General features: G+C 66.8%; 26 protein-coding genes. 23 read left to right on the top strand and 3 right to left on the bottom strand.

What is annotated here, in order from left to right; all coding sequences use genetic code 11:
* The first annotated feature begins 5 nt into the window (after window positions 1-5).
* The 7 genes from FOC67_RS25445 (at window position 6) to FOC67_RS25415 (ending at window position 8150) form a co-directional block, all read left to right on the top strand.
* Window positions 6-1118 carry a DUF2169 domain-containing protein gene (locus FOC67_RS25445; protein ID WP_003083696.1) on the top strand — a complete coding sequence of 371 codons (1113 nt, stop codon included), beginning with the start codon at window positions 6-8 and terminating at the stop codon, window positions 1116-1118.
* A complete protein-coding gene (locus tag FOC67_RS25440) occupies window positions 1115-2152 on the top strand; it encodes a 3-oxoacyl-ACP synthase (RefSeq protein ID WP_003161052.1) in 1038 nt (345 codons plus the stop codon). Before FOC67_RS25445 ends, FOC67_RS25440 begins: the two co-directional genes overlap by 4 nt.
* Window positions 2153-3100 (top strand): DUF4150 domain-containing protein, encoded by a 948-nt coding sequence (locus FOC67_RS25435; protein WP_003123791.1) that lies wholly within the window; start codon window positions 2153-2155, stop codon window positions 3098-3100.
* 10 nt (window positions 3101-3110) lie between these two features.
* On the top strand, window positions 3111-4025 hold the full coding sequence (locus FOC67_RS25430) for a hypothetical protein (RefSeq protein WP_003110650.1): 915 nt from the start codon (window positions 3111-3113) through the stop codon (window positions 4023-4025).
* Between the two features lie 6 nt (window positions 4026-4031).
* Window positions 4032-5264, top strand: coding sequence for a TIGR02270 family protein (locus tag FOC67_RS25425; protein ID WP_009314921.1), 1233 nt, complete (start codon window positions 4032-4034; stop codon window positions 5262-5264).
* A gap of 375 nt (window positions 5265-5639) precedes the next feature.
* The gene (locus tag FOC67_RS25420; RefSeq protein ID WP_003083701.1) at window positions 5640-6368 is read left to right on the top strand and encodes a carbonic anhydrase; all 729 of its coding nucleotides are present in this window, start codon (window positions 5640-5642) and stop codon (window positions 6366-6368) included.
* Between the two features lie 210 nt (window positions 6369-6578).
* A complete protein-coding gene (locus tag FOC67_RS25415; RefSeq protein WP_003083703.1) occupies window positions 6579-8150 on the top strand; it encodes a SulP family inorganic anion transporter in 1572 nt (523 codons plus the stop codon).
* Here FOC67_RS25415 and FOC67_RS25410 read toward each other — a convergent pair.
* Window positions 8137-8775 (bottom strand): hypothetical protein, encoded by a 639-nt coding sequence (locus tag FOC67_RS25410; protein ID WP_003083705.1) that lies wholly within the window; start codon window positions 8773-8775, stop codon window positions 8137-8139. The two genes, FOC67_RS25415 and FOC67_RS25410, sit on opposite strands and share 14 nt — an antisense overlap.
* 371 nt (window positions 8776-9146) lie before the next feature.
* On the opposite strand from FOC67_RS25410, the gene coxB reads away from it, so the two are divergent.
* From coxB to FOC67_RS25390, 4 genes are read left to right on the top strand one after another with little or no spacing between them, the layout of a single operon-like run.
* Window positions 9147-10271, top strand: coding sequence for a cytochrome c oxidase subunit II (coxB, locus tag FOC67_RS25405; RefSeq protein WP_003101203.1), 1125 nt, complete (start codon window positions 9147-9149; stop codon window positions 10269-10271).
* A gap of 9 nt (window positions 10272-10280) precedes the next feature.
* Entirely contained in the window at window positions 10281-11873 is a 1593-nt protein-coding gene (ctaD, locus tag FOC67_RS25400; RefSeq protein ID WP_003083723.1) for a cytochrome c oxidase subunit I, read from the top strand.
* Between the two features lie 10 nt (window positions 11874-11883).
* The gene (locus FOC67_RS25395; RefSeq protein ID WP_003083725.1) at window positions 11884-12438 is read left to right on the top strand and encodes a cytochrome c oxidase assembly protein; all 555 of its coding nucleotides are present in this window, start codon (window positions 11884-11886) and stop codon (window positions 12436-12438) included.
* 10 nt (window positions 12439-12448) lie between these two features.
* Complete coding sequence (locus tag FOC67_RS25390; RefSeq protein ID WP_003115030.1) at window positions 12449-13336, top strand: cytochrome c oxidase subunit 3; 888 nt, start codon at window positions 12449-12451, stop codon at window positions 13334-13336.
* Between the two features lie 15 nt (window positions 13337-13351).
* Here FOC67_RS25390 and FOC67_RS25385 read toward each other — a convergent pair whose 3' ends face one another.
* Window positions 13352-13561 (bottom strand): twin transmembrane helix small protein, encoded by a 210-nt coding sequence (locus FOC67_RS25385; RefSeq protein WP_003110653.1) that lies wholly within the window; start codon window positions 13559-13561, stop codon window positions 13352-13354.
* A 15-nt stretch (window positions 13562-13576) separates the two neighbouring features.
* On the opposite strand from FOC67_RS25385, the gene FOC67_RS25380 reads away from it, so the two are divergent.
* The 5 genes from FOC67_RS25380 (at window position 13577) to senC (ending at window position 17663) form a co-directional block, all read left to right on the top strand.
* Complete coding sequence (locus tag FOC67_RS25380) at window positions 13577-14371, top strand: SURF1 family protein (RefSeq protein ID WP_003119510.1); 795 nt, start codon at window positions 13577-13579, stop codon at window positions 14369-14371.
* On the top strand, window positions 14346-14924 hold the full coding sequence (locus FOC67_RS25375) for a hypothetical protein (RefSeq protein ID WP_003101218.1): 579 nt from the start codon (window positions 14346-14348) through the stop codon (window positions 14922-14924). The genes FOC67_RS25380 and FOC67_RS25375 overlap by 26 nt, the downstream gene beginning before the upstream one ends.
* Window positions 14925-14988: 64 nt before the next feature.
* A complete protein-coding gene (locus FOC67_RS25370) occupies window positions 14989-16062 on the top strand; it encodes a heme A synthase (protein ID WP_003115033.1) in 1074 nt (357 codons plus the stop codon).
* Between the two features lie 25 nt (window positions 16063-16087).
* Window positions 16088-17002 (top strand): heme o synthase, encoded by a 915-nt coding sequence (gene cyoE, locus FOC67_RS25365; protein WP_003083746.1) that lies wholly within the window; start codon window positions 16088-16090, stop codon window positions 17000-17002.
* A gap of 25 nt (window positions 17003-17027) precedes the next feature.
* A complete protein-coding gene (gene senC / locus FOC67_RS25360; RefSeq protein WP_003083748.1) occupies window positions 17028-17663 on the top strand; it encodes a cytochrome c oxidase copper chaperone SenC in 636 nt (211 codons plus the stop codon).
* Window positions 17664-17702: 39 nt separating this feature from the next.
* On the opposite strand, the gene FOC67_RS25355 is transcribed toward senC, so the two are convergent.
* On the bottom strand, window positions 17703-18155 hold the full coding sequence (locus FOC67_RS25355) for a GNAT family N-acetyltransferase (RefSeq protein ID WP_009314933.1): 453 nt from the start codon (window positions 18153-18155) through the stop codon (window positions 17703-17705).
* A gap of 133 nt (window positions 18156-18288) precedes the next feature.
* Between FOC67_RS25355 and FOC67_RS25350 the strand changes: the two genes are divergently transcribed.
* The 7 genes from FOC67_RS25350 (at window position 18289) to FOC67_RS25320 (ending at window position 24098) form a co-directional block, all read left to right on the top strand.
* A complete protein-coding gene (locus FOC67_RS25350; RefSeq protein WP_003083753.1) occupies window positions 18289-18762 on the top strand; it encodes a helix-turn-helix domain-containing protein in 474 nt (157 codons plus the stop codon).
* 256 nt (window positions 18763-19018) lie between these two features.
* The gene (locus FOC67_RS25345) at window positions 19019-19747 is read left to right on the top strand and encodes an SDR family oxidoreductase (RefSeq protein ID WP_003083755.1); all 729 of its coding nucleotides are present in this window, start codon (window positions 19019-19021) and stop codon (window positions 19745-19747) included.
* A 24-nt stretch (window positions 19748-19771) separates the two neighbouring features.
* Window positions 19772-20359 carry a 2-hydroxychromene-2-carboxylate isomerase gene (locus FOC67_RS25340; protein ID WP_003083757.1) on the top strand — a complete coding sequence of 196 codons (588 nt, stop codon included), beginning with the start codon at window positions 19772-19774 and terminating at the stop codon, window positions 20357-20359.
* Window positions 20360-20588: 229 nt separating this feature from the next.
* Window positions 20589-21938: a C4-dicarboxylate transporter DctA gene (locus FOC67_RS25335; RefSeq protein WP_003137006.1), complete on the top strand. Its 1350-nt coding sequence runs from the start codon at window positions 20589-20591 to the stop codon at window positions 21936-21938.
* A 48-nt stretch (window positions 21939-21986) separates the two neighbouring features.
* The gene (locus tag FOC67_RS25330) at window positions 21987-22673 is read left to right on the top strand and encodes a FadR/GntR family transcriptional regulator (protein ID WP_003083762.1); all 687 of its coding nucleotides are present in this window, start codon (window positions 21987-21989) and stop codon (window positions 22671-22673) included.
* Between the two features lie 100 nt (window positions 22674-22773).
* Window positions 22774-23508: a GntR family transcriptional regulator gene (locus FOC67_RS25325; RefSeq protein WP_003110658.1), complete on the top strand. Its 735-nt coding sequence runs from the start codon at window positions 22774-22776 to the stop codon at window positions 23506-23508.
* A gap of 179 nt (window positions 23509-23687) precedes the next feature.
* Entirely contained in the window at window positions 23688-24098 is a 411-nt protein-coding gene (locus FOC67_RS25320; protein ID WP_003110659.1) for an aegerolysin family protein, read from the top strand.
* Window positions 24099-24101: the final 3 nt, after the last annotated feature.

The raw sequence follows: 24101 nt of genomic DNA, 5'->3' as shown, positions 1-24101 counted from the left end.
CGGACATGGAACTGTTGAACGCCACCCCGCTGGCCGCCGCCTACAACCAGGGGCTCGACGCCGAAGGCCGGGAGTCGCTGGTGGTGATCGCCAAGGGCAGTTTCGACCTGCCGCTGGACGGTCGCGAGGCGCGCCTGCTGGACGAGCAGCAGGCGCTGCTGATGGTCGATGAATTCTATGGCGAGCCGGGGCTTTCCGCGCCGCGCCGGGAGTGCGAGTTCGTTCCCTTCAAGCCGTTCTGCGATGTGCTGGTGCTGGGCAGCGCCCAGGCGCCCGGCGGGCGGCCGGTACAGCAGTTGACCGCGGGCATCCGCGTCGGCCGGGTGAGCAAGGCGCTGACGGTGCATGGGCCGCGCCAGTGGGAACCGGGATTGCTCGGTGCCGGCGCGGGCGTCGCGCAGCCGTTCCAGCGCCAGGACATTTCCTACGCCAGTGCCTTCGGCGGCAGCCATGCCTCGCCGGACAACCCTGATTTCATGGATTGCTACATGGCCAATCCGGCCGGATGTGGCTGGTTTCCGCGCAGCGCCGACACCGCCGAGATCGTCGGCACGCCGATGCCGGCCACGGAAAAACTCGGCGAGCCGGTGGACAGCCCCCACGGCCGCTTCACGCCGATGGCGCTCGGCCCGCTCGGTCGCCACTGGCAGGCCCGGGTCGGCTTTGCCGGCCGCTACGACGACGCCTGGCTGGCCGAGCGCTTCCCGTTCCTGCCCGCCGATTTCGACGAGCGTTACTTCCAGTCCGCGCCGGCCGACCAGTGGACCGACCATCTGCGCGGCGGCGAGGAGGTCCTGCTGCTCAACCTCACCGGCGAGGAGCGCGCGGCCTTCCGCGTGCCGCGCAGGGAGGTGCCGGTGACCTTCTTCCTGAAAAAGGGTGGCCACGAAACCGCGCAGGCACGGATCGATACCCTGCTGGTGGACTGCGACGCCCGTCGCGTGGAAGTCACCTGGCGCATTCGCCGGCCGTTGAAGCGCAACCTGTTCGAGGTCGCCCAGGTGCTGGTCGGCAGCAAGTCCGCCGCCTGGTGGCGCGCCCGCGAGCTGGGCAAGGACTACTACCCCTCGCTTGCCGCACTGGTACGCAGCCGCCAGGCCGAGGAGGACGAGGCATGAGCCAGGTCCTGAGCATCGTCGCCTCCGGCATGGTCAGCGCGGTCGGCCTCAGCGCGCCGGCCAGCTGCGCGGCGATCCGCTGCGCCCTGGACAACTTCCAGGAGACGCGTTTCATCGACCAGGGCGGCGAATGGTTGGTCGGCGCTCCGGTGATGCTGCCCGAGCCGTCCTCCGGCTACGCGCAATTGGTGGGGATGGCTGCCATGGCCATCGCCGAATGTGTGGCCGGGTTGCCCGCCGAGGACATTCGCGAAATGCCGTTGCTGCTTGGCGTTGCCGAAGTCGACCGGCCCGGACGACTGGCGGGGTTGGAGCAGCCTTTGCTACAGGCCATCGAAGAGCGCCTGGGTTACCGCTTCCATGAACGTTCCTGCGTCATCCCGCGCGGTCGGGTGAGCGCCGCGGTGGCGCTCCTCAACGCGCGCAAGCTCATCGAACAGGGGTGTTCGAAGGTGCTGATCGCCGGAGTCGATTCCTACCTGACCGCGGCGACGCTGGCGGCCTACCAGGAACGCGACCGGCTGCTGGGCAGCCACTGCCAGGATGGCTTCATCCCCGGCGAAGGCGCGGCGGCGGTACTGGTGACGGCCGCGTGCGCCAGCGAGGAACCGCAATTGCTGTGCCTGGGGCTGGGGTTCGGGGTGGAGAAGGCTACCGTCGAAAGCGAGGGCCTGCCGCTGCGGGCGGACGGCCTCACCCAGGCGGTGAAAGCGGCGTTCGCGGACTGCGGGTTCGGTTACGAACTTGTCGACTATCGCCTGGCAGACCTCCCCGGCGAGCAGTATTACTTCAAGGAGGCCGCGCTGGCCTTGAGTCGAACCCTGCGGGTGCGCAAGGAGCGCGTCGAACTCTGGAGCCCTGCGGATTGCATCGGCGAGTGCGGAGCGATGACAGGCCCCGCGCTGCTGTGCATCGCCCTTGCCGCCTCACGCAAGGGGTATGCACACGGCCCGCAGGTACTCTGTCATTCGGGCAACGATGCTGGCGAACGGGCCGCGGTGGTGCTTGGCTACCAGCGAGTGAGGGCGAACTAGATGGCCAACGAGGTCTATGCCAACGGCCGCGAGCTCTCCTGCAAGTCGGCCTCGGGGAAATCGATAGCGTCGTTCCCCGACGTCTGCTTCACGCCGCCTCAGGCACCACCGACGCCGTTGGGCGTGCCGGTCCCCTACCCTAATACCGGCATGTCGAAGGACACCACCCGAGGTAGCCGGACCGTAAGGATCACCCGCAAGGAAGTGATGCTCAAGAACAAGAGCCACTTCAAGAAGAGCTACGGCGACGAGGCTGGGCGTGCGCCGAAGAAAGGCATCATCACCAGTACCAATACCGGCAAGGTCTATTTCACTTCATGGTCGATGGACGTGAAGATCGAAGGCCTGAACGTCGTCCGCCATCTCGACCTGACCACCCACAACCACAACCCCTCTCCCGGCAATACCGCGACCTGGCCGCACACCTCGAAGATGAAGGCGGCCTTCAAGCCGGGCGGCAAGTGTGCCGGCATGGAGCACCTGCGCCTGCAGCCCTACAGCAAGGCGTGCCCTAGCACGGCGGGCGGGGGCGCACAGACCGGCCACCACCTGATTCCTGGTCGCTGTATGCGCGGCAAGGCCGGCTACAGCCACTCCAAGGCCCCGGTGATCTGTGTGTCGCGCGGCAACCAGCACCAGGGCTCGCACAAGCGTTGTCACGCGAAGTTCGATCCGGTCGAACTGGACCACTTCGACAAAGGCAAGCCGTTCAAGTACGAAACCGCGCGCAACACCGCGGCTGCTTCGGCAGGGGGAGCGTTGAGCCCGCCGCGCGAGCTGACGAAAAAAGAAAAGGAGTGCGTCGCCTTCCAGCTCGACCAGTACTACAAGGCCAAGCCCAAGAAGGGGCCGGGCTGCACCACCGCCACGAACCTCCGCGCCTCGGGCGCGGCGGGAAAAGTCATACCACCCGCGCGTTCCGCGCCGGCACCTGCGGGACGTCCATAGGAACTGAACCATGGCAAAGAGCGAGACCGCCCTCTATTTCACCAACGTCATTGCGATCGGGCCTCAAGAGGCGCTGCTCGCCGGGCACCTCTACCTGGAGGGCGCGGAACCCAGCGTGACCCGGGTGATGATGATCGACCAGGACGACTGGTTCCACGTCTACGATATCCCCGAAGTCGTCTACAGCGCCCTGCAGAGGAGTCCGCGGCGCGGGCAGCAGAAAGGTGACTACTGCTTCCTGGGACGCGCCGGCCTGTTGCGTGAACACCCGTCCGGGCAGTCCAGCACGGATGCCACGCTGGACATCGACAACGTCTACCTGATGGATCTCTGCGAGGTGGACGGTGAGCTCTATGCCTGCGGCACCCAGAACCAGGTGCTGCGGCAGAACAAGGGCGTTTGGCAGCGTATCGACCAGGGGCTTTATGTCCCCCTGGGGGACGAGGTTACCGCTTGCCTGAACGGTATAGACGGGTTTTCGCGCGACGATGTGTATGCCGTCGGCGATGCCGGCGCCATCTGGCATTGGGACGGCAAGGGCTGGCAGGCATCGGCGGCGCCCACCAACCTGCCGCTCTACTGCGTGCACTGCGCCGCCGATGGCACTGTCTACATAGGCGGTTCCGGCGGCATCCTGCTACGCGGCAGCGCACAGGTCGGCTGGACCGATATCGGCGACCGCGACCTGTGCTCGGAGGTACTGGAGAATATGGTGGAGTTCGCCGGCAAGCTCTATGTGACCGCGACCGACCAGTTGCTCGAGTACGACGGTACGCGCCTGAGTGAGACCAAGGTGCCAGTGCAGGGTAAGAAGGCTTACTACGCCATCGATGCCAAACCCGAGGTGATGTGGGTGGTGGGCGATGAATGCGTGCTCAGCTACGACGGCGGCACCTGGCAGCGTCATGTCTGCCCGGAGAACTGATCGACGATGAATGTCGCCGCTGTCATCGACCAGCACGTCGAGGAGGCCGGCTTTCTGGCGGGGCTGCGCGACCATGCCGTGCGTGCTCCCCACTACGACCTGGCGCACCTGCTGGATCTCGACAATCGGATTGAGGCGCATCTGGATGCGTTGCAGATAGGTGGACTGAGGAGCCTGGACCTGGTGCTGAAGGCGCTGGACACAAACGCCGAGGGAGAGGTTTTCGTCGCTGCGATACTGGTGTTTCGTGGCACGAACGGTACAGCCCTGGCCCAGTTGTGCGAGCACCTACGGCGTTTTCCCGAGGGCGCGCGATTCTTCGCCGCAGCCCTCGGCTGGCTCGACTGGGACCAGGCGCGGCCCTGGGTGGAGCGCCTGCTGGCCTCGCCCGAGCCGCTGTTCCGCAACATTGGCCTGGCCGCCTGCGGCATGCACCGGCATGACCCGGGGCCGGCGCTGCTGTCCGCCCTTGGCCACGCCGACCCGGCGGTGCTGGCGCGCGCCGCGCGCACCGCCGGCGAGCTGCGTCGGCGCGACCTGATGGCGAATATCCGCGCCTATCGCGCCCACGATGACCCGAGCCTGCGCTTCTGGGCCAACTGGGCCACCGCGCAGATGGGCGACGAGGAGGCGTTGGGGCCATTGCGTGCGTTCGCCGGGCAGCCCGGCCCGTTCCAGCTGCCGGCGACCATGGTGCTGCTCGCCTGGCAGCCGCGCGACACCAGCATGGCCTGGATTCGCCAACTGATGCAGGCGGCGGACACGCGGCGGATCGGCATCCAGGCCACCGGCCTGTTCGGCGATCCGGTGGCGGTGCCCTGGCTGATCCAGCAGATGCGCGACGAGAGTCTGGCGCGGGTCGCCGGCGAGGCCTTCAGCCTGATCACCGGCGCCGACCTGGCGCTGCTCGACCTGGAGCTGGAGGCCTTGCCCGACTACGACCCTGGCCCCAACGACGATCCCGACGACGAAGACGTCGCCCTCGACGACGATGAGAACCTCACCTGGCCGGACGCGGCGCGGGTTACCGCCTGGTGGCGGGACCACGGCGCGCGCTTCGTCGCCGGGCGCGCCTACCTGCTCGGCGAACCTCTGGGCGAGGCGCGCTGCCGCCAGGTCCTGCGTGACGGCCAGCAACGCCAGCGAATGGCTGCGGCGTGCCTGCTGGCGCGCTTCGTGCCGAACCTGCCGCTGTTCCCCACCGGTGCGCCGGTGCGCCGCCAACTGGACCTGTTCTGATAGCTGGCTGGCGCCGGGCGGCCAGGTCATGGCCGCTGGCGCGGTGCGCCGGATTTTCCCATTCGACGAATTTCCCTGCACGTAGCCAACCGGTTGACTGAAACCTTTCACCACTTATGCGGGGCGAATGGAAATGCCACTCGTTTGCCATGATAGCCTGTCGACATCCTCTGGAAATATCGTGAAAAAAGCTGACAACGTGCGAGATAGAGGGATTTTTTAATTTATGGTTAAGCTTCGGGCATTAGCGTTGAGCACCAGAAGTGACCGGCCGGTCACGTAGGTCGCTCTGCGTTTGTTGTGCCTTTTTCCTATGGGGAAAGCGTCGGCAGACGTGGGAAAATTCAATCGATCCATTCATCGAGGTTCCGAACCATGCCAGACCGTATGCGGGGCGTTAAGTCCGATTCTCCAGAGCAGGAAAGCGCTGACGACGCATTGAAAAGGATTGTCGATGGATTCCAGCATTTCCGCCGGGAGGTCTTTCCCGAGCAGCAGGCGCTGTTCAAGAAGCTCGCCAATAGCCAGCGGCCGCGGGCGATGTTCATCACCTGCGCGGATTCGCGCATCGTTCCCGAGCTGATCACCCAGAGTTCCCCCGGCGACCTGTTCGTCACCCGCAACGTCGGCAACGTGGTGCCGCCCTACGGGCAGATGAACGGCGGCGTCTCCACCGCCATCGAATACGCCGTGCTGGCGCTGGGCGTGCACCACATCATCGTCTGCGGCCACTCCGACTGCGGGGCGATGCGCGCCGTGCTCGACCCGCAGACCCTGGAACGCATGCCGACGGTCAAGGCATGGCTGCGGCACGCTGAGGTGGCGCGCACGGTGGTGGCGGACAACTGCGACTGCGGCGCCAGCCACGACACCCTCGGGGTGCTCACCGAAGAGAACGTGGTGGCCCAGCTCGATCACCTGCGCACCCACCCCTCGGTGGCCTCGCGCCTGGCCAGCGGGCAACTGTTCATCCACGGCTGGGTGTACGACATCGAGAGTGCGCAGATCCGCGCCTACGACGCCAAGCAGGGTCGCTTCCTGCCCCTCGACGGCGAGCATCCGGTGCCGATGGCCACGCCCGCGCCGCGCTACCTGAACTCGTGATAGCGGCGGCCGTGCGGGCCGCCGGATAACAACAGCGTTTTCGCGTCACCTTTCGCCGTTCCTGCCATGGACGACCTCTGGGAAGCCCCGTTCCGGGGCTGAACGGGTCGCTATTACAAGAAAAAACACACTGCGCACACACAACCGGCGCCGGGCCTGGTCCTGGCGTCGCTCCCTCGTCGTGGAAAAAATTCGCAGGAGAACTGTGCCATGCATGTTTCAAAGGTGTTTCCGTCCCTCCGGGACACGTTGCCGCGGGACCTGATGGCCTCCGTGGTGGTGTTCCTCGTCGCCCTGCCGCTGTGCATGGGCATCGCCATCGCCTCCGGGATGCCGCCGGCCAAGGGCCTGCTCACCGGCATCGTCGGTGGCCTGGTGGTCGGCTTCCTGGCCGGCTCGCCGCTACAGGTCAGCGGCCCGGCGGCCGGCCTCGCGGTGCTGGTCTTCGAACTGGTGCGTACCTACGGGGTGGCCATGCTCGGGCCGATCCTGCTGCTCGCCGGCGCCATCCAGCTGCTCGCCGGGCGGCTGCGCCTGGGCTGCTGGTTCCGGGTCACCTCGCCGGCGGTGGTATACGGGATGCTCGCCGGCATCGGCATCCTCATCGTCCTTTCGCAATTGCACGTGATGCTCGACCTGGCGCCCAAGGCGTCCGGCCTCGACAACCTGCTGGCATTCCCCCAGGCGGCGTTCGCCGCGCTCGGTTCGCTGGGCATGGACAGCGGCCTCGACGCGGCGCTGCTCGGGCTGGGCACCATCGCGGTGATGTGGGGCTGGGACAAGCTGCGTCCGCAACGCCTGCGCTTCCTACCCGGCGCGCTGCTCGGCGTGAGCCTGGCGACCCTGGCCAGCCTCTGGCTGGCGCTGGACGTGCGGCGGGTCGAGGTACCGGCCAACCTCGGCGAGGCCATCGACTGGCTACGCCCGGCCGACCTGCTGGCTCTGGCCGATCCCTCCCTGCTGCTGGCGGCGGTGGTGGTGGCCTTCATCGCCAGTGCGGAGACCCTGCTCTCGGCGGCGGCGGTGGATCGCCTGCACGACGGCCCGCGCTCGGACATGGATCGCGAGTTGTCCGCCCAGGGGGTCGGCAACATGCTCTGCGGCCTGCTCGGCGCGCTGCCGATGACCGGGGTGATCGTACGCAGCTCGGCCAACGTCAATGCCGGTGCGCGAACCCGCGCCTCGGCGATCTTCCACGGCCTCTGGTTGCTCGCCTTCGTCCTCCTGCTCGGCAGCCTGCTGCGGCAGATTCCGGTGGCGAGCCTGGCCGGGGTGCTGGTCTATACCGGGGTCAAGCTGGTCGATTTCAAGGCCCTCGGCAACCTCTCTCGCTACGGCCGGATGCCGATGCTGGTGTACGCGGCCACCGCCCTGGCCATCGTCTTCACCGACCTGCTGACCGGCGTGCTGGTGGGCTTCGCCCTGACCCTGCTGAAGCTGGTGCTGAAGGCGGCGCGGCTGAAGATCGCCCTGCGCTACACCGGCGAGCATGAAGCCGAGCTGCGCCTGAGCGGCGCCGCGACTTTCCTCAAGGTGCCGGCGCTGTCGCGGGTGCTCGACGAGGTCAAGCCGGGGACCACCCTGCACGTACCGATGGATAACCTCAGCTATGTCGACCATGCCTGCATGGAGCTGCTCGAGGATTGGGGGCGGATGGCTCCGGTGCAGGGCTCGCGCCTGGTGATCGAACCGCGCGCCTTGAAGCGTCGCCTGGAAGGGCGCCTGCGCGGCAGCGTCGGGTTGGGCGGCGCGCGCAATGGCGGGGCGGTCAGCCCAGGCTGAGTTCCACCCCGAGCTGCTTCGACAGGCACGGCCACTGCTGCCAGGCGGCGACCACCCGCGGGTTCTTCAGGTTCTCGCGGTAGGCGCGGGCCGAGTCGGCGTCGAAGGTGGTGGCGTCGAGCATGTTCTCCACTGCATGGTGGACGGCTTCGTCCAGCCGGTTGGCGAAGGGCTCGCCGATCAACTGGTGGGCCACCAGGTTGGCTACGGTGGTGTCCAGTGGGATCAGTGCCTGGCCGAAGTGGGCGATGTAGCGGTCGTTCACTTCTTCCACCAGGCGGTGCGCCAGGTAGGCTTCGTCGAGCAGGGCGTCGAGGCCGTCGTGGCCGGCGAGCAACGCCGGCGGGGTGAGGAAGAACTGCTCGGCGACCTTCAGCACCGGCTTGATCCGTTCCTCGATGCCGGCTTCGCGGGCCACGCTGTTGGCGGCGTCGAGCAGGTCCGGTACCTGTTCGACGTAGGCGTGGACGAAGCGGGTGAGTATGTCTTCCGTGTTCTCGCCTTGCGGCTGGATGGTGCGATGCAGGCGGGGCAGGCGGCTGGCTATCAGATCAGCCAGGTGACCGTGGCGGGCTTCGCTGAGGTGCGCCTGCTGGATGAGTTCACGGAGGGCAGCGGTGTTCATGGGTTCTCCCATACAACGGGGATGGTGAAGAAGAGGAGAAACATAGCCGGCGGCGCGCGCCGGCTAAGACGCGATTGTCATAATCGCTTCGTGGTTATGCGAGGATGATATATCAGGCGGCCACCATTCGCCTGCAAAGCCACGCCGCTCGCGGCTTTTAGAGAAGAATCGGCACTTTCCAGCGACGTTTTTACGCTGCGTTGTTATGTCGCAGCCGCTGTCTATACTCCCACTCGAATGCTGAACCTGATGAACCCGGCCTGCCTTGCTGTGTGCCGAGGTGCGACGGTCAAAGTTCGTTGTCTTGGCGGTCCACCCCTTGGCCGTTGGCGTCTGCCGGCGGGATAAAAACAACGATAAGGGGAACCCGAATGCTGCGACATCCACGAGTCTGGATGGGCTTCCTTTTGCTCTCGGCGATCAGCCAGGCGAATGCCGCCTGGACGGTCAACATGGCCCCGGGCGCTACCGAGGTGAGCCGGTCCGTCTTCGACCTGCACATGACCATCTTCTGGATTTGCGTGGTGATCGGCGTGCTGGTCTTCGGCGCGATGTTCTGGTCGATGATCGTCCACCGCCGCTCCACCGGCCAGCAGCCGGCGCACTTCCACGAGAGCACCACGGTGGAAATCCTCTGGACGGTGGTGCCGTTCGTGATCCTGGTGGTGATGGCGGTGCCCGCCACCCGCACCCTGATCCACATCTACGACACTTCCGAGCCGGAGCTGGACGTGCAGGTCACCGGCTACCAGTGGAAGTGGCAGTACAAGTACCTGGGCCAGGACGTCGAGTACTTCAGCAACCTGGCCACCCCGCAGGACCAGATCCACAACCGGCAGGCGAAGGACGAGCATTACCTGCTGGAGGTGGACGAGCCGCTGGTGCTGCCGGTGGGCACCAAGGTGCGCTTCCTGATCACCTCCAGCGACGTGATCCATTCCTGGTGGGTGCCGGCCTTCGCGGTCAAGCGCGACGCCATCCCCGGCTTCGTCAACGAGGCCTGGACCAAGGTCGACGAGCCCGGCATCTACCGCGGCCAGTGCGCCGAGCTGTGCGGCAAGGACCACGGCTTCATGCCGATCGTGGTCGACGTCAAGCCCAAGGCCGAGTTCGACCAGTGGCTGGCCAAGCGCAAGGAAGAGGCGGCGAAGGTCAAGGAACTGACCAGCAAGGAGTGGACCAAGGAAGAACTGGTCGCGCGCGGCGACAAGGTCTACCACACCATCTGCGCCGCCTGCCACCAGGCCGAAGGCCAGGGCATGCCGCCGATGTTCCCGGCGCTGAAGGGCTCGAAGATCGTCACCGGGCCCAAGGAGCACCACCTGGAAGTGGTCTTCAACGGCGTGCCCGGCACCGCCATGGCGGCCTTCGGCAAGCAGCTCAACGAGGTCGACTTGGCCGCGGTGATCACCTACGAGCGCAACGCCTGGGGCAACGACGATGGCGACATGGTCACCCCGAAAGACGTCGTCGCCTACAAGCAGAAACAACAATAGGAGACCGCCATGAGTGCTGTGATCGATACGCCCGACCACCATGCCGGCGACCACCACCACGGACCGGCCAAGGGCCTGATGCGCTGGGTGCTGACGACCAACCACAAGGACATCGGCACCCTCTACCTGTGGTTCAGCTTCATGATGTTCCTGCTCGGCGGCTCGATGGCCATGGTGATCCGCGCCGAGCTGTTCCAGCCCGGCCTGCAGATCGTCGAGCCGGCGTTCTTCAACCAGATGACCACCATGCACGGCCTGATCATGGTCTTCGGCGCGGTGATGCCGGCCTTCGTCGGCCTGGCCAACTGGATGATCCCGCTGATGATCGGCGCGCCGGACATGGCCCTGCCGCGGATGAACAACTTCAGCTTCTGGCTGCTGCCGGCGGCCTTCGGCCTGCTGGTCAGCACCCTGTTCATGCCCGGCGGCGGCCCCAACTTCGGCTGGACCTTCTACGCGCCGCTGTCGACCACCTTCGCCCCGCACAGCGTGACCTTCTTCATCTTCGCCATCCACCTGGCCGGGATCAGCTCGATCATGGGCGCGATCAACGTGATCGCCACCATCCTCAACCTGCGCGCCCCGGGCATGACCCTGATGAAGATGCCGCTGTTCGTCTGGACCTGGCTGATCACCGCGTTCCTGTTGATCGCGGTGATGCCGGTGCTGGCCGGCGTGGTGACCATGATGCTGATGGACATCCACTTCGGCACCAGCTTCTTCAGCGCCGCCGGCGGCGGCGACCCGGTGCTGTTCCAGCACGTGTTCTGGTTCTTCGGCCACCCCGAGGTGTACATCATGATCCTGCCTGCCTTCGGTGCGGTCAGTGCGATCATCCCGACCTTCGCGCGCAAGCCGCTGTTCGGCTACACCTCGATGGTCTACGCCACCGCCAGCATCGCCTTCCTCTCCTTCGTGGTCTGGGCGCACCACATGTTCGTGGTCGGCATCCCGGTCACCGGCGAGCTGTTCTTCATGTACGCCACCATGCTGATCGCGGTGCCCACCGGGGTGAAGGTGTTCAACTGGGTGACCACCATGTGGGAGGGTTCGCTGACCTTCGAGACGCCGATGCTGTTCGCCGTGGCCTTCGTCATCCTGTTCACCATCGGCGGCTTCTCCGGACTGATGCTGGCGATCGCCCCGGCGGACTTCCAGTACCACGACACCTACTTCGTGGTCGCCCACTTCCACTACGTGCTGGTGCCCGGCGCGATCTTCGGCATCTTCGCCTCGGCTTACTACTGGCTGCCGAAGTGGACCGGCCACATGTACGACGAGACCCTCGGCAAGCTGCACTTCTGGATGAGCTTCATCGGCATGAACCTGGCGTTCTTCCCGATGCACTTCGTCGGCCTCGCCGGCATGCCGCGACGGATCCCCGACTACAACCTGCAGTTCGCCGACTTCAACATGGTTTCGTCGATCGGCGCCTTCATGTTCGGCACCACCCAGCTGCTGTTCCTGTTCATCGTCATCAAGTGCATCCGCGGCGGCAAGCCGGCCCCTGCCAAGCCCTGGGACGGCGCCGAGGGCCTGGAGTGGAGCATCCCCTCGCCGGCGCCCTACCACACCTTCAGCACCCCGCCCGAGGTCAAGTGAGGAGCGCGCCATGAGCGATGCCAAGGTCGATACCCGCCGCCTGGTCGGCCGCCTGCTGCTGGTGACCGTGCTGATGTTCGCCTTCGGCTTCGCCCTGGTGCCGCTCTACGACGTGATGTGCCGCGCCCTGGGGATCAACGGCAAGACCGCCGGCAGCGCCTACAGCGGCGAGCAGCAGGTGGATGTCGGGCGCGAGGTGAAGGTGCAGTTCATGACCTCGAACAATATCGACATGGTCTGGGAGTTCCGCTCCGCCGGCGACCAGTTGGTGGTGCATCCCGGCGCGGTGAACCAGATGGTGTTCTACGCGCGCAACCCGAGCGACAAGCCGATGACCGCGCAGGCCATCCCGAGCATCGCCCCGGCCGAGGCCGCAGCCTACTTCCACAAGACCGAATGCTTCTGTTTCACCCAGCAGGTGCTGCAACCCGGCGAGAGCATCGAGATGCCGGTGCGCTTCATCGTCGACCGCGATCTGCCCAAGGATGTGCGGCACGTGACGCTGGCCTACACCCTCTTCGATATCACTGCGCGGAAGCCGCCCGTACCGGTTGCGGGACGATAAGGAGAACAACATGGCAAGCCACGAACACTATTACGTCCCCGCCCAGAGCAAGTGGCCGATCATCGCCAGCATCGGCCTGCTGGTGACGGTGTTCGGCCTGGGTACCTGGTTCAACGACCTCACCGCCGGCCACAAGGAATCCCATGGCCCGTGGATCTTCTTCGTCGGCGGGCTGATCATCGCCTACATGCTGTTCGGCTGGTTCGGCAACGTCATCCGCGAGAGTCGCGCCGGACTCTACAGCGCGCAGATGGACCGCTCGTTCCGCTGGGGCATGAGCTGGTTCATCTTCTCCGAGGTGATGTTCTTCGCCGCCTTCTTCGGCGCGCTGTTCTACGTCCGCCACTTCGCCGGTCCCTGGCTCGGCGGCGAGGGTGCCAAGGGCGTGGCGCACATGCTCTGGCCGAACTTCCAGTACAGCTGGCCGCTGCTGCAGACCCCGGACCCGAAGCTGTTCCCGCCGCCGAGCGCGGTGATCGAGCCGTGGAAGCTGCCGCTGATCAACACCATCCTGCTGGTCACCTCCAGCTTCACCGTGACCTTCGCCCACCACGCCCTGAAGAAGAACAAGCGCGGCCCGCTCAAGGCCTGGCTGGCGTTGACCGTGCTGCTGGGGATCGCCTTCCTGATCCTGCAGGCCGAGGAGTACGTGCACGCCTACAACGAGCTGGGCCTGACCCTCGGCGCCGGTATCTACGGCTCGACCTTCTTCATGCTCACCGGCTTCCACGGCGCCCACGTGACCCTCGGCGCGCTGATCCTCGGCATCATGCTGATCCGCATCCTGCGCGGTCACTTCGATGCCGAGCACCACTTCGGCTTCGAGGCCGCCAGTTGGTACTGGCACTTCGTCGATGTGGTCTGGATCGGCCTGTTCATCTTCGTCTACGTGATCTGACCGCCACCGGGGTAATCAGAAATGCCAGGGCGCGTGGCTGTTCAGCTCGCCGCTGTAGAAGCCCCAGGCGACCAGCGCCAGGGTCGCCGCGGCGAGCACCACGCGGACGGTCAGCGAATTGACCACGCGGGAACCATGGCCCTGGTCCTTGACCAGGAAGAACAGGCCGCTGAACAGGCTCACCAGGGTAGCCAGCAGTAGCAGGACGATCGCCACTTTCAACATGGTGGGACTCCGGCGATGGGGGGATTCATGCAGTATAGCCAGCGCCTCGGGGAGGCCGGACGCAATGACAGACGCAGCATGCGTGGCGCGTTCCGCCCCGGCCTGCTGCCGACCCTGGTAGTCCTCGGCCTGCTGCCGGTGCTGCTCTGGCTGGGCACCTGGCAGTTGCAGCGGGCCGACGAGAAGCGCGCCCTGCTGGCCAGCTACGAGGCCCGGCGCGGCGCCGAGCCGGTGTCGCCCGGGCAGCTAGAGGGGCTGCGCGACCCGGCGTACGTCCGCGTGCGCCTGCACGGCCGCTTCGACGAGCGGCATACGCTGCTGCTGGATAACCGGCTGCGCAACGGGCAGGCCGGGGTCGAGGTGCTGCAACCCTTCTACGACCAGGCCAGCGGCCTCTGGCTGCTGGTCAACCGCGGCTGGGTCGCATGGACTGACCGACGTTCGCCGCCGACGCTGGAAACCCCCGACCGCGTCCTCCTGCTCGACGCCTGGACCTACCTGCCGCCACCCGGCGGCCTGCACCTGGCCGACGCGCCGGCCGGCGGCTGGCCGCGCCTGGTGACCCAGCTCGACATCCCGGCGCTGTGGCAGGCCTTCGGTCGCGCCGGGCTGCCCTGGGAAATCCGCCTGGAACCGGGCGACGCCAGCTTCGACACCGACTGGCCCCTGGTCTCGATGCCGCCGGAGCGGCACACCGGCTACGCCGTGCAGTGGTTCGCCCTGGCGACGGCCCTGCTCGCCCTCTATCTCTACCTCGGTGTGCGCCGCGCACGGGAGAAAAACCATGAGTCTCGCGATTCCGATGCCTGAACGTCCGCGCCGCGCCCGCGGCCGCCTGCAACTGCTGGCGATCATCGGCCTGGTGGTGGGGCCGATGCTGCTCGCCAGCGCCATGTACAAATGGAATTTCTGGGTGCCACAGGGGCGCAGCTACAGCGGCGCGCTGATCGGCAACGGCCAGACCCCCGCCGACCTCGGCGTGCAGGGACGCAGCCAGGGCGAGCAGTGGCAACTGCTGGTGACCGCGCCGGGCACTTGCGGCGAGGACTGCCAGCAACTGGTCTACCTGGCCCGCCAGGTCAACATCGCCCTCGGCCGCGAAGCCTCGCGCGCCGGCCACGCCCTGGCCGCCAGCGGCGAGCTGCCGGCGGACTTCGCCAACCTGGTGAGGCAGGACTACCCGCGCCTGCAGCGCTACGGCCTGGACCCGGCCCTGTACGACAAGGCCGGCGGCGGCGAGCGGCCGCTGCTGTGGGTGGTCGACCCGCACGGCAACCTGGTGCTGCGCTACGACGCCAAGGCCAACGGCAAGAAGCTGCTGAAGGACGTGCAACTGCTGCTCAAGCTCTCGCATATCGGTTGATCGGCGTGGCCGGCGCGGTTCCCGGCCCGATGAGGACAGAACGACAAGAAAAAGGGGCCCGCGAATGTCAGGCGCAACCCGCAAACCCGGTTTCACCGTCGCCGTGCTGGCGACCCTGCTGGCCGCCGTGGTGGTCCTGCTCGGCGCCTATACCCGGCTGACCCACGCCGGCCTCGGCTGTCCGGACTGGCCAGGCTGCTACGGCTTCGTCCACGTGCCGCTGAGCGAGGCGCAACTGGCCCACGCCGAACTGCACTTCCCCGACGCCCCGGTGGAGGCGCAGAAGGGCTGGAACGAGATGATCCACCGCTATTTCGCCGGCGCCCTCGGCCTGCTCATCCTTGGCCTGGCGTTGCATGCGCTGGTCCGCCGCGGGCGCGACGGCCAACCGCTGAAGCTGCCGCTGCTGCTGCTCGCGGTGGTGATCGCGCAGGCCGCTTTCGGCATGTGGACGGTGACCCTCAAGCTCTGGCCGCAGGTGGTCACCGCCCATCTGCTCGGCGGCTTCACCACCCTGGCGCTGCTCTTTCTCCTCGCCCTGCGTCTCTCCGGACGCTTCGCGGCGCGGCGCTACCCGGCGGCGACCCGCGGACTGGCGGGGCTGGCCCTGCTCCTGGTGATCGGCCAGATCGCCCTCGGCGGCTGGGTCAGCAGCAACTACGCGGCGGTGGCCTGCATCGACCTGCCCACCTGCCATGGCGAGTGGTGGCCGCGGATGGACTTCGCCAACGGCTTCCACCTGACCCAGCACATCGGCCCCAACTACCTCGGCGGCCAGCTCGACAGCGACGCGCGCACGGCGATCCACATGACCCACCGGATCGGCGCGCTGTGCGTGACCCTGGTCCTCCTGCTGCTCGCCTGGCGCCTGCAGCGCAGCGGCCTGGTCTGGCCGACCGCGCTGATGCTGCTCGGCCTGTCGCTGCAGATCGGCCTGGGCATCAGCAACGTGCTGCTGCACCTGCCGCTGCCGGTGGCGGTGGCGCACAACGGCGGTGGCGCCCTGCTGCTGCTCAGCCTGGTGCTGGTCAACTATCGCCTGCGCGCGCCGGCCAGCGTCCGCGCGCCGGCACCGTCGCCGCAGCGCGTGCGCCGCACGCTGCCGCCGGCGCAAGGTTCGCGGCTGAAGGCCGCCTGACAGACAGAAGGATGGAGGTAAGGATATGGCCACCGTCATCGATCGCCACAGCCAGCCGACCTGGCGCGACTTCCTCGAACTGACCAAGCCCAAGGTCGTGGTGCTGATGCTGATCACCTCGCTGATCGGCATGCTGCTCGCCACCAAGGCGCCGCTGGATGGCTTCGTGCCCTGGCAGGTGCTGATCTTCGGCAACCTCGGCATCGGCCTTTGTGCCGGCGCGGCGGCGGCGGTCAACCATGTGGTGGACCGGCGCATCGACTCGATCATGGCGCGGACCCACAAGCGGCCGCTGGCCGAGGGCCGGGTGTCGCCGAGCATGGCGCTGGGCTTCGCGCTGCTCCTGGCGCTGGCCGGGATGGCCGTGCTGCTGGCCTTCACCAACCCGCTGACGGCCTGGCTGACCCTCGCCTCGCTGCTCGGCTACGCGGCGCTCTACACCGGCTTCCTGAAGCGCGCCACGCCGCAGAACATCGTCATCGGCGGGCTCGCCGGGGCGGCGCCGCCGCTGCTCGGCTGGGTCGCCATCACCGGCCACCTGAGCGCCGAGCCGCTGTTGCTGGTACTGATCATCTTCGCCTGGACCCCACCGCACTTCTGGGCGCTATGCATCCACCGCAAGGACGAATACGCCAAGGCCGACATCCCGATGCTGCCGGTGACCCACGGCGAGCGCTACACCAAGCTGCACATCCTGCTCTATACCCTGGTGCTGTTCGCGGTGAGCCTGATGCCGTTCGTCATCCACATGAGCGGGCTGGTCTATCTGCTCTGCGCCCTGGCCCTGGGCGCGCGCTTCCTCGACTGGGCCTGGGCGCTCTACTGTGACAGCCGGCCACATGCGGCGATAAAGACCTTCAAGTACTCTATCGTCTACCTGTTCCTGCTGTTCATGGCGCTGCTGGTGGACCACTATCTGCCGCTGAAGCTGCTTCTCTGATCCCACTCTAGAGCCTTGCCCACCCATGACTCGAGTCAACAAGACCGTCCTCGTCCTCGTCGCCCTGGTTGCCCTGGTCCTCGGCCTCACCGTGCACAAGGTGCTCACCGCCCAGCGCCAGGCCGATCCCACCGTGCTGCTCGACGCCGGCATCGTGATCCTGCCGCAGACGCGCAAGGTGCCGGCGCTGGAGTTCACCAACCAGGACGGCCAGGCGGTCAGCACCGCCAGTCTCAAGGGTCGCTGGCACCTGCTGTTCTTCGGCTACACCTTCTGCCCCGATGTCTGCCCGACCACCCTCGCCCAGCTCCGCGAATTGCAGGGCAAGCTGCCGCAGGAGGTGCGCGACGACCTGCAGGTGGTATTCGTCAGCGTCGATCCGAACCGCGACACGCCGCAGCAGATCAAGCAATACCTGGGCTACTTCAACGCCGGCTTCCAGGGGCTCACCGGCACTCCGGAGAACATCCAGAAGCTGGCCAACGCCATGAGCATCCCCTACATCCCCGCCGACACCAGCAAGCCCAACTACACCGTCGACCACAGCGGCAACCTGGTGATCATCGGCCCGGACGGCGAGCAGCACGGCTTCATCCGCGCGCCGCTGAACAACGCCAAGCTGGAAGCCCAACTGCCCGGCGTGCTCAAGCCGCAGGCCTGATTACCTTTCCTTCCCCCACCGTCCGCGGCGTTCCGGGCCTCAGGCCCGGCGCATGCCGATGTGCGGGATGTCGTCTTCCAGGTAGACCTCGGTGACCGCGACGAAGCCATAGCGGCTGTAGTAGCCCTGCAGGTGGGCCTGGGCCGAGAGGTATACCGGGGTGTCCAGCCAGAGGCGCTCCGCCGCCTGCAGCGCGCGTTCCATCAACTGGTGACCGAGCCCCTGGCCGCGCGCGGCCGAGGAACTGACCACCCGGCCGATCACCACCTGGCCCTCGTGGCGAACCGGGTCCAGCAGGCGCAGGTAGGCGAGCAACTGGCCGTCGCGCCAGGCCATCAGGTGATGGGTATCGCCGACCAGGTCGAGGCCGTCGACTTCCTGGTAGGGGCATTTCTGTTCCACCACGAAGACCTCGGTGCGCAATTGCAGCAGCGCGTAGAGTTCCTTCAGGGTGAGGTCGGCGTGGTGCTTGCAGGTCCAGTCGAGCGACATGGTCGGGATTCCGGGACAAGGGGGACAGGAACGCGGTTATGCCATGGGCGGCGGGGCGCTGGAAAGGCGTGGCCGGTCGGTTTCGTTTCAGAACCCACGCGGCTATCCTTTGCCGAACGGCTGGAGGTGTCTCATGCGTTGGGAAGAACTGAGCGAACAACCCTGTTCGCTGGCGCGGGTGCTGGCGATCCTCGGCGATCGCTGGACCCTGCTGGTATTGCGCGACTGCTTTCTCGGCGTGCGCCGTTTCGACGACTTCGAGCGCAGCCTCGGCGTGACCCGCCACGTCCTCGCCGACCGCCTCAAGCGCCTTGTCGAAGCGGAGATACTGGCCAAGGTGCCCTACCAGGAACGGCCGCTGCGCGAGGAATACCGGCTTACCGAGAAAGGGATGGAACTGTACCCGGCCATCCTTTCCCTGGTGAACTGGGGCGACCGCCACCTCGCCGGCGTCGAGGGGCCGCCACTCGAGCATGTGCACAAGCATTGCGGCCAGCACATGCATGGCGTGCTGGTCTGTTCCGAATGCGGTGAGCCGCTGCACGCGCGGGACGTGACGGTACGCGAGGGGCTGTTCTGGAAGGGGCGCCTGCTGCGGCGCGGCTGAGCGTTCCAGGCCTGGCCGCCGACGCGAATCGGCGGATAAACGCCGATGGCGTTACGGCAGGAAGGACGCTGTCGTACCAGGCTCCGCCGACCGGTCCCCTCTCTTCAGGGAGAGGACGTGCCGGGCAGGCTGGGACAGGCAGAGTAATTGGTGCGCGGATATCACTCGAGCCCTTGCCAGTTGACAAGTTCCTTTTAAGAACTAACTATCGTCTCTATTGGGTTCTAAAAAAGAACTAACAAGAGAGGCCTCTGCAATGACCCAGCGCAAAGCGGTTCTGGTAATGGGCGCCGGCGACGCCACCGGTGGCGCCATCGCCCGGCGGTTCGCCCGCGAGGGCTACGTGGCGTGCGTCGCCCGGCGCAACGCGGAGAAGCTGGAGCCGCTGGTGCAGGCCATCCGCGACCAAGGCGGCGAGGCCCTGGCCTGCGGCTGCGACGCACGCCAGGAGCAGCAGGTGATCGACCTCTTCGCCCGCATCGAGGGTGAGGTCGGTGCGCTGGAGGCGGTGATCTTCAACGTCGGCGCCAACGTCTGGTTCCCGATCACCGAAACCACCGAACGGGTCTATCGCAAGGTCTGGGAGATGGCCGCCTTCGGCGGCTTCCTCACCGGCCGCGAGGCGGCGCGGGTGATGCTGCCGCGGCAGCGCGGAACGATCATCTTCACTGGCGCCACCGCCTCGCTGCGCGGCCGCGCGCATTTCGCCGCGTTCTCCGGCGCCAAGTTCGCCCTGCGTGCCCTGGCCCAGAGCATGGCGCGCGAGCTGGGGCCGAAGGGCATCCACGTCGCCCACCCGATCATCGACGGCGCCATCGACACCGACTTCATCCGCGAAACCCTGCCCGAGCTGTACAAGCGCAAGGAGCAGGACGGCATCCTCGATCCCGAGCACATCGCCGAGACCTACTGGCAGATCCACTGCCAGCCGCGCGACTGCTGGGTACACGAACTGGACCTGCGCCCCTGGATGGAAACCTTCTGATCCCCGCCACGGAAAGAGCCACGCATGAGCAAGCAAATCGAGTTCTTCTTCGACTTCGGCAGTCCCACCACCTACCTCGCCTGGACCCAACTGCCGCGCATCGCCGCCGCCCATGGCGCGAGCATCGCCTGGCGGCCGATGCTGCTGGGCGGCGTGTTCAAGGCCACCGGCAACCATTCGCCGATCGAGGTGCCGGCCAAGGGGCGCTACACCCTCCACGACCTGGCGCGCTATGCGAAACGCTACGGCGTGCCGCTGGCCTTCAACCCGGCCTTCCCGATCAACACCCTGACGCTGATGCGCGGCGCCCAGGGCTATCTCGGCGGCGAAGGGTTCCATCCCTACCTGAAAGCGGTGTTCGAAGCGTTGTGGGTACGACAGCAGAACCTCGGCAAGCCCGAGGTGGTCGCCCAGGTGTTGGCGGAGGCCGGGTTCGATCCGGATGAGTTCCTCCGCCTGGTTGGCGACGAGCAGGTCAAGGAGGGGCTCAAGGCGACCACCGAAGAGGCGGTGCGGCGCGGCGTCTTCGGCGCACCCAGCTTCTTCGTCGGCGACCAGTTGTTCTTCGGCCAGGATCGCCTCGATTTCGTCGCCGAGGCCCTTGCCGGCTGACCTCCCCTTCCCCGCGGCGAGCCGCTCTGGCCCGCCGCCTTGCGCCATCCGAGCGCCCTTCTCCCGGCTGCGGCCCGCGCGTGCCGCGGTTCCTGGCCATTCGTCGCGCCCGCCGATAGCGGCTTGTCAGGCCGACTTCTTTGCGTATAGGCTGAACTGGTCAGACCGGTAATACCACAATAAAAATGCGTTCATCGCCCGCCTCCGCGAGGCCCGATGGAAGCGCCGAATGGAGACTCCTGCGATGTTCATCAAGCGCTGTTCCCGCTCGATATTCCTGCAAGTCGTGATTGGCCTGGTGATAGGCGTCATCTGCGGGGTCGGCATTCCCGACCTGGCCGTGCAGATGAAGCCGCTGGGCGATGGCTTCATCAAGCTGATCAAGATGCTCATCGCACTGATCGTCTTCTGCGTGGTGGTCAACGGCATCTCCGGCGCCGGCGACCTGAAGAAGGTCGGCCGCATCGGCCTGAAGTCGGTGATCTACTTCGAAATCCTCACCACCATCGCCCTGGTCCTCGGCCTGGTGGTCGCCTACAGCCTGGGCCTGGGCAGCGGCGCCAACATCCATCTCAACGAACTGCCCGCCGGCGACGTCGCACTGTATACCGGGCGCACCCAGGAAATCCATGGCCCCGTGGCATTCCTCATGGGCCTGATCCCGACCTCTGTGTTCAGCGCCTTCGCCGAGAACGACATCCTCCAGGTCCTGCTGTTCTCCGTGCTGTTCGGCAGCGCCCTGAACCTGGTCGGCGAGCAGGCCAGCGGCGTGGCCCGCCTGATCAACGAATTCAGCCACATCGTGTTCCGCATCATGGGCATGATCGTGCGCCTGGCACCGCTCGGCGTGTTCGGCGCGGTGGCCTTCACCACCGCCCGCTACGGCGTCGACTCGCTCAGCCACCTGGGCGCGCTGGTGCTGGTGTTCTACGCCACCTGCCTGGTCTTCGTCATGGCGGTGCTCGGCAGCGTCCTGCGTCTCTCCGGGGTGCGCATGCTGCCGTTCCTGCGCTACTTCCGCGAAGAGCTGATGATCGTGATGGGCACCGCCTCCTCCGACGCGGTGCTGCCGCAGGTGATGCGCAAGCTCGAGCACATGGGCATCCGCAGCTCCACGGTAGGCCTGGTGATTCCCACCGGCTACTCGTTCAACCTCGACGGATTCTCGATCTACCTGACCCTGGCGGTGGTGTTCATCGCCCACGTCACCGGCACGCCGCTGGCGATGACCGACCTGGTCACCATCCTGCTGGTTTCGCTGGTGACCTCCAAGGGCGCCCACGGCATTCCCGGCTCGGCCCTGGTGATCCTCGCCGCCACCCTCACCGCGGTGCCGGCGATCCCGGTGGCCGGCCTGGTGCTGGTGCTTTCGGTGGACTGGTTCATGGGCATCGGTCGCGCGCTGACCAACCTGATCGGCAACTGCGTGGCCACCGTGACCATCGCCCGCTGGGAAAACGACATCGATATGCCGCGCGCGCAGGCCATACTCGACGGGCGCCTGGAGGCGCCGGCCAAGGCCGACGGCGAGCCGCTCAAGCGCAGCGCGGTGGCCGGGGAAGGCAAGCTGCATGGCTGACGCGCCGAGGCGCGTTGCACGTCCGATTGGCAAGTAAAGGGAGGCGACATGTTTTCTTCGTCCAAGCTGGTCAACGCGGTTGCCCAGCGCCTGCTCGACACCATCGAGCAGGGTCGCTGGGTCGCCGGCCAGATGTTGCCCGGCCAGCGCGAGCTGGCTGAGCAGATGGAAATCAGCCGGCCGAGCCTGCGCGAGGCGATCATGGTCCTGGAGACCCTGGGCGTGGTCCGTTCGCTGCCGGGCAAGGGCGTGATGGTCCTCGAACGCAGCGAACCGCTGCGCGAGGTCGCGGCGCCCGGCGAGGCGACCATGGAAGACGTCCTGCAACTGCGCTATGCGCTGGAGCCGTTCATCGTCGGCATCGTCGCGCAGAGCGCCGGGGCGGCGGAGATCAGCGAACTGCGGCTGTTGCTGCTGGACCTGCGCGAAGCGGTCGAGGATGGCGACCCGCAGGCTCTGGTTGAGGCCTACACGGCCTTCCACCGGCGCCTGGTGAAGCTCACCTCGAACCCGATCTTCCTCAGCGTTTCCGAACAGATCGGCAGCGCCCTGGAACGCAGCGACAACCTGGTGCGCCGCCAGCCGGAATACGCCGAGGAGATCCTCCAGGAACACGACGCCATCCTCCGTGCGATCCGCCAGCACGATAGCGAGCGGGCGAGCCAGGCGATGCGCCAGCACATCCTCAACGAAGGCGCGCGCCTGAACATCGACCTGCGCTTGCCGCAGGTCTGATCGCCCGCGCCAGGGTTCCAACCCGGGACCGTCGCGGCGCCCGGACGGCTTTCGTCCGCCGCCTGCGAAGGCCCACAAGCACGACTCGACAGGTGTGAACATGGTCGGATTCGACGCACGTACCCAGCAGGGCGCCGCGCTGCGCCCCACCAGCCATTTCGTCTACGAAAGCATCTACACGGCAATCCTGGAAAAGCGCCTGGCGCCGGCCGCCAAGCTGAGCAAGGAAACCCTCGGGCAGATCTTCCGGGTCAGCAACGGCACCATCCAGCGTGCCCTCACCCGTCTCGCCGAGGACGGCGCGGTGGTGATGCCGCCGAAGGAGGTCGCCAGCGTCGCCCGCCCGGACGAGCGCCAGGCGCGGCAGGTGCTGGACGCGCGCCTGCTGGTGGAAAGCGAAGTGGTGCGGCAACTGCCCGCGGGGCTGGATCCCGCCGCCCTTGCCGAGCTACGGGCGCTGGTCGACGAGGAGCAGGCTTGCCTCGCGGCCCGCGACAGCGCCGGGCTGATCCGTCTCGCCGGGCGTTTCCACCTGCGCCTGGCCGAACTGACCGAGAATCCCTTGCTGCAGGGTTTCGTCCGCGGCCTGGTGGCACGCGCCTCGCTGGACATCGCGCTGAACAAGGGGGCGGTCTATACCGCCGAGGCCTGCGCCGCGCAGCGCGCCCTGCTCGATGCCCTGGAGGACGGCGACAGCGCGGCGGCGGCCGCGCTGATGGACGCTTACCTGCGAGGCCTGTTCGCCCGCATGCGCTTCCTGCCGCCACCCACCACCGACCTGCGCGAGGCATTCGGCATGAAGGCCCCTCGCGGGGAAAAACGCCGGAGGGCCTGACCTCCCCGGCCGCCGCCTACCAGATCTGGCAGGCGGTGGTGGCTGGTGGCCAGCCTATAGTGAAGCGGGTCAGGGATGGCGCCGTGCTGGTCGAAGTAGCCAAGGGTCCGTTGTGAGCGCCCGGTCCTGTCCGTGACGTCCTACAGGAAGCTGTGAACGCATGGTTAACGGAGATCGACATGGCATACGCAGAATGGATCGCAGTGAAGGTCGTGGTATCCAAATCCATCGGCACGGTGGGCATCCGCAACGCCACCTTGCAATGGGGCAAGTTCTACCGCTACACCAACAAGGACGACGAGATTTCCACCGAGGAAGTCAGCAGCATGAACGTGCAGGCCGGCAGCCCGCAATGGATCGCCTCCTGCGGACGGGAGAACGCTTCGTCCGGCACCCAGGGCAGCTTCGACTGCTACGACGGCAACACCAAGATGGGCACCTTCAGCTGGGATGACCCGTGGAAATCCGGCGCCACCAACACCTGGGGCTTCACGCCGGCATCGGCGGACTATGCCGGCATCACCAGCGGCGGCAACGCCACGGGCACGGACATCGGCGAGGTCACCCTGACCCTCGGCCGCTTCTCCTGACGG

It is taken from the genome of Pseudomonas sp. FDAARGOS_761, assembly GCF_013343155.1.
In the GTDB taxonomy this organism is placed as follows: domain Bacteria; phylum Pseudomonadota; class Gammaproteobacteria; order Pseudomonadales; family Pseudomonadaceae; genus Pseudomonas; species Pseudomonas aeruginosa.
Note: the sequence above shows the minus strand (reverse complement) of the source record. Positions and strands in the feature narration are given on the sequence as shown.

Coding starts and splice junctions, on each gene's coding strand:
- FOC67_RS25445 (WP_003083696.1), top strand. CDS start 6: ATGGAACTGTTGAACGCCACCCCGCTGGCCGCCGCCTACAACCAGGGG.
- FOC67_RS25440 (WP_003161052.1), top strand. CDS start 1,115: ATGAGCCAGGTCCTGAGCATCGTCGCCTCCGGCATGGTCAGCGCGGTC.
- FOC67_RS25435 (WP_003123791.1), top strand. CDS start 2,153: ATGGCCAACGAGGTCTATGCCAACGGCCGCGAGCTCTCCTGCAAGTCG.
- FOC67_RS25430 (WP_003110650.1), top strand. CDS start 3,111: ATGGCAAAGAGCGAGACCGCCCTCTATTTCACCAACGTCATTGCGATC.
- FOC67_RS25425 (WP_009314921.1), top strand. CDS start 4,032: ATGAATGTCGCCGCTGTCATCGACCAGCACGTCGAGGAGGCCGGCTTT.
- FOC67_RS25420 (WP_003083701.1), top strand. CDS start 5,640: ATGCCAGACCGTATGCGGGGCGTTAAGTCCGATTCTCCAGAGCAGGAA.
- FOC67_RS25415 (WP_003083703.1), top strand. CDS start 6,579: ATGCATGTTTCAAAGGTGTTTCCGTCCCTCCGGGACACGTTGCCGCGG.
- FOC67_RS25410 (WP_003083705.1), bottom strand. CDS start 8,775: ATGAACACCGCTGCCCTCCGTGAACTCATCCAGCAGGCGCACCTCAGC.
- coxB (WP_003101203.1), top strand. CDS start 9,147: ATGCTGCGACATCCACGAGTCTGGATGGGCTTCCTTTTGCTCTCGGCG.
- ctaD (WP_003083723.1), top strand. CDS start 10,281: ATGAGTGCTGTGATCGATACGCCCGACCACCATGCCGGCGACCACCAC.
- FOC67_RS25395 (WP_003083725.1), top strand. CDS start 11,884: ATGAGCGATGCCAAGGTCGATACCCGCCGCCTGGTCGGCCGCCTGCTG.
- FOC67_RS25390 (WP_003115030.1), top strand. CDS start 12,449: ATGGCAAGCCACGAACACTATTACGTCCCCGCCCAGAGCAAGTGGCCG.
- FOC67_RS25385 (WP_003110653.1), bottom strand. CDS start 13,561: ATGTTGAAAGTGGCGATCGTCCTGCTACTGCTGGCTACCCTGGTGAGC.
- FOC67_RS25380 (WP_003119510.1), top strand. CDS start 13,577: ATGGGGGGATTCATGCAGTATAGCCAGCGCCTCGGGGAGGCCGGACGC.
- FOC67_RS25375 (WP_003101218.1), top strand. CDS start 14,346: ATGAGTCTCGCGATTCCGATGCCTGAACGTCCGCGCCGCGCCCGCGGC.
- FOC67_RS25370 (WP_003115033.1), top strand. CDS start 14,989: ATGTCAGGCGCAACCCGCAAACCCGGTTTCACCGTCGCCGTGCTGGCG.
- cyoE (WP_003083746.1), top strand. CDS start 16,088: ATGGCCACCGTCATCGATCGCCACAGCCAGCCGACCTGGCGCGACTTC.
- senC (WP_003083748.1), top strand. CDS start 17,028: ATGACTCGAGTCAACAAGACCGTCCTCGTCCTCGTCGCCCTGGTTGCC.
- FOC67_RS25355 (WP_009314933.1), bottom strand. CDS start 18,155: ATGTCGCTCGACTGGACCTGCAAGCACCACGCCGACCTCACCCTGAAG.
- FOC67_RS25350 (WP_003083753.1), top strand. CDS start 18,289: ATGCGTTGGGAAGAACTGAGCGAACAACCCTGTTCGCTGGCGCGGGTG.
- FOC67_RS25345 (WP_003083755.1), top strand. CDS start 19,019: ATGACCCAGCGCAAAGCGGTTCTGGTAATGGGCGCCGGCGACGCCACC.
- FOC67_RS25340 (WP_003083757.1), top strand. CDS start 19,772: ATGAGCAAGCAAATCGAGTTCTTCTTCGACTTCGGCAGTCCCACCACC.
- FOC67_RS25335 (WP_003137006.1), top strand. CDS start 20,589: ATGGAGACTCCTGCGATGTTCATCAAGCGCTGTTCCCGCTCGATATTC.
- FOC67_RS25330 (WP_003083762.1), top strand. CDS start 21,987: ATGTTTTCTTCGTCCAAGCTGGTCAACGCGGTTGCCCAGCGCCTGCTC.
- FOC67_RS25325 (WP_003110658.1), top strand. CDS start 22,774: ATGGTCGGATTCGACGCACGTACCCAGCAGGGCGCCGCGCTGCGCCCC.
- FOC67_RS25320 (WP_003110659.1), top strand. CDS start 23,688: ATGGCATACGCAGAATGGATCGCAGTGAAGGTCGTGGTATCCAAATCC.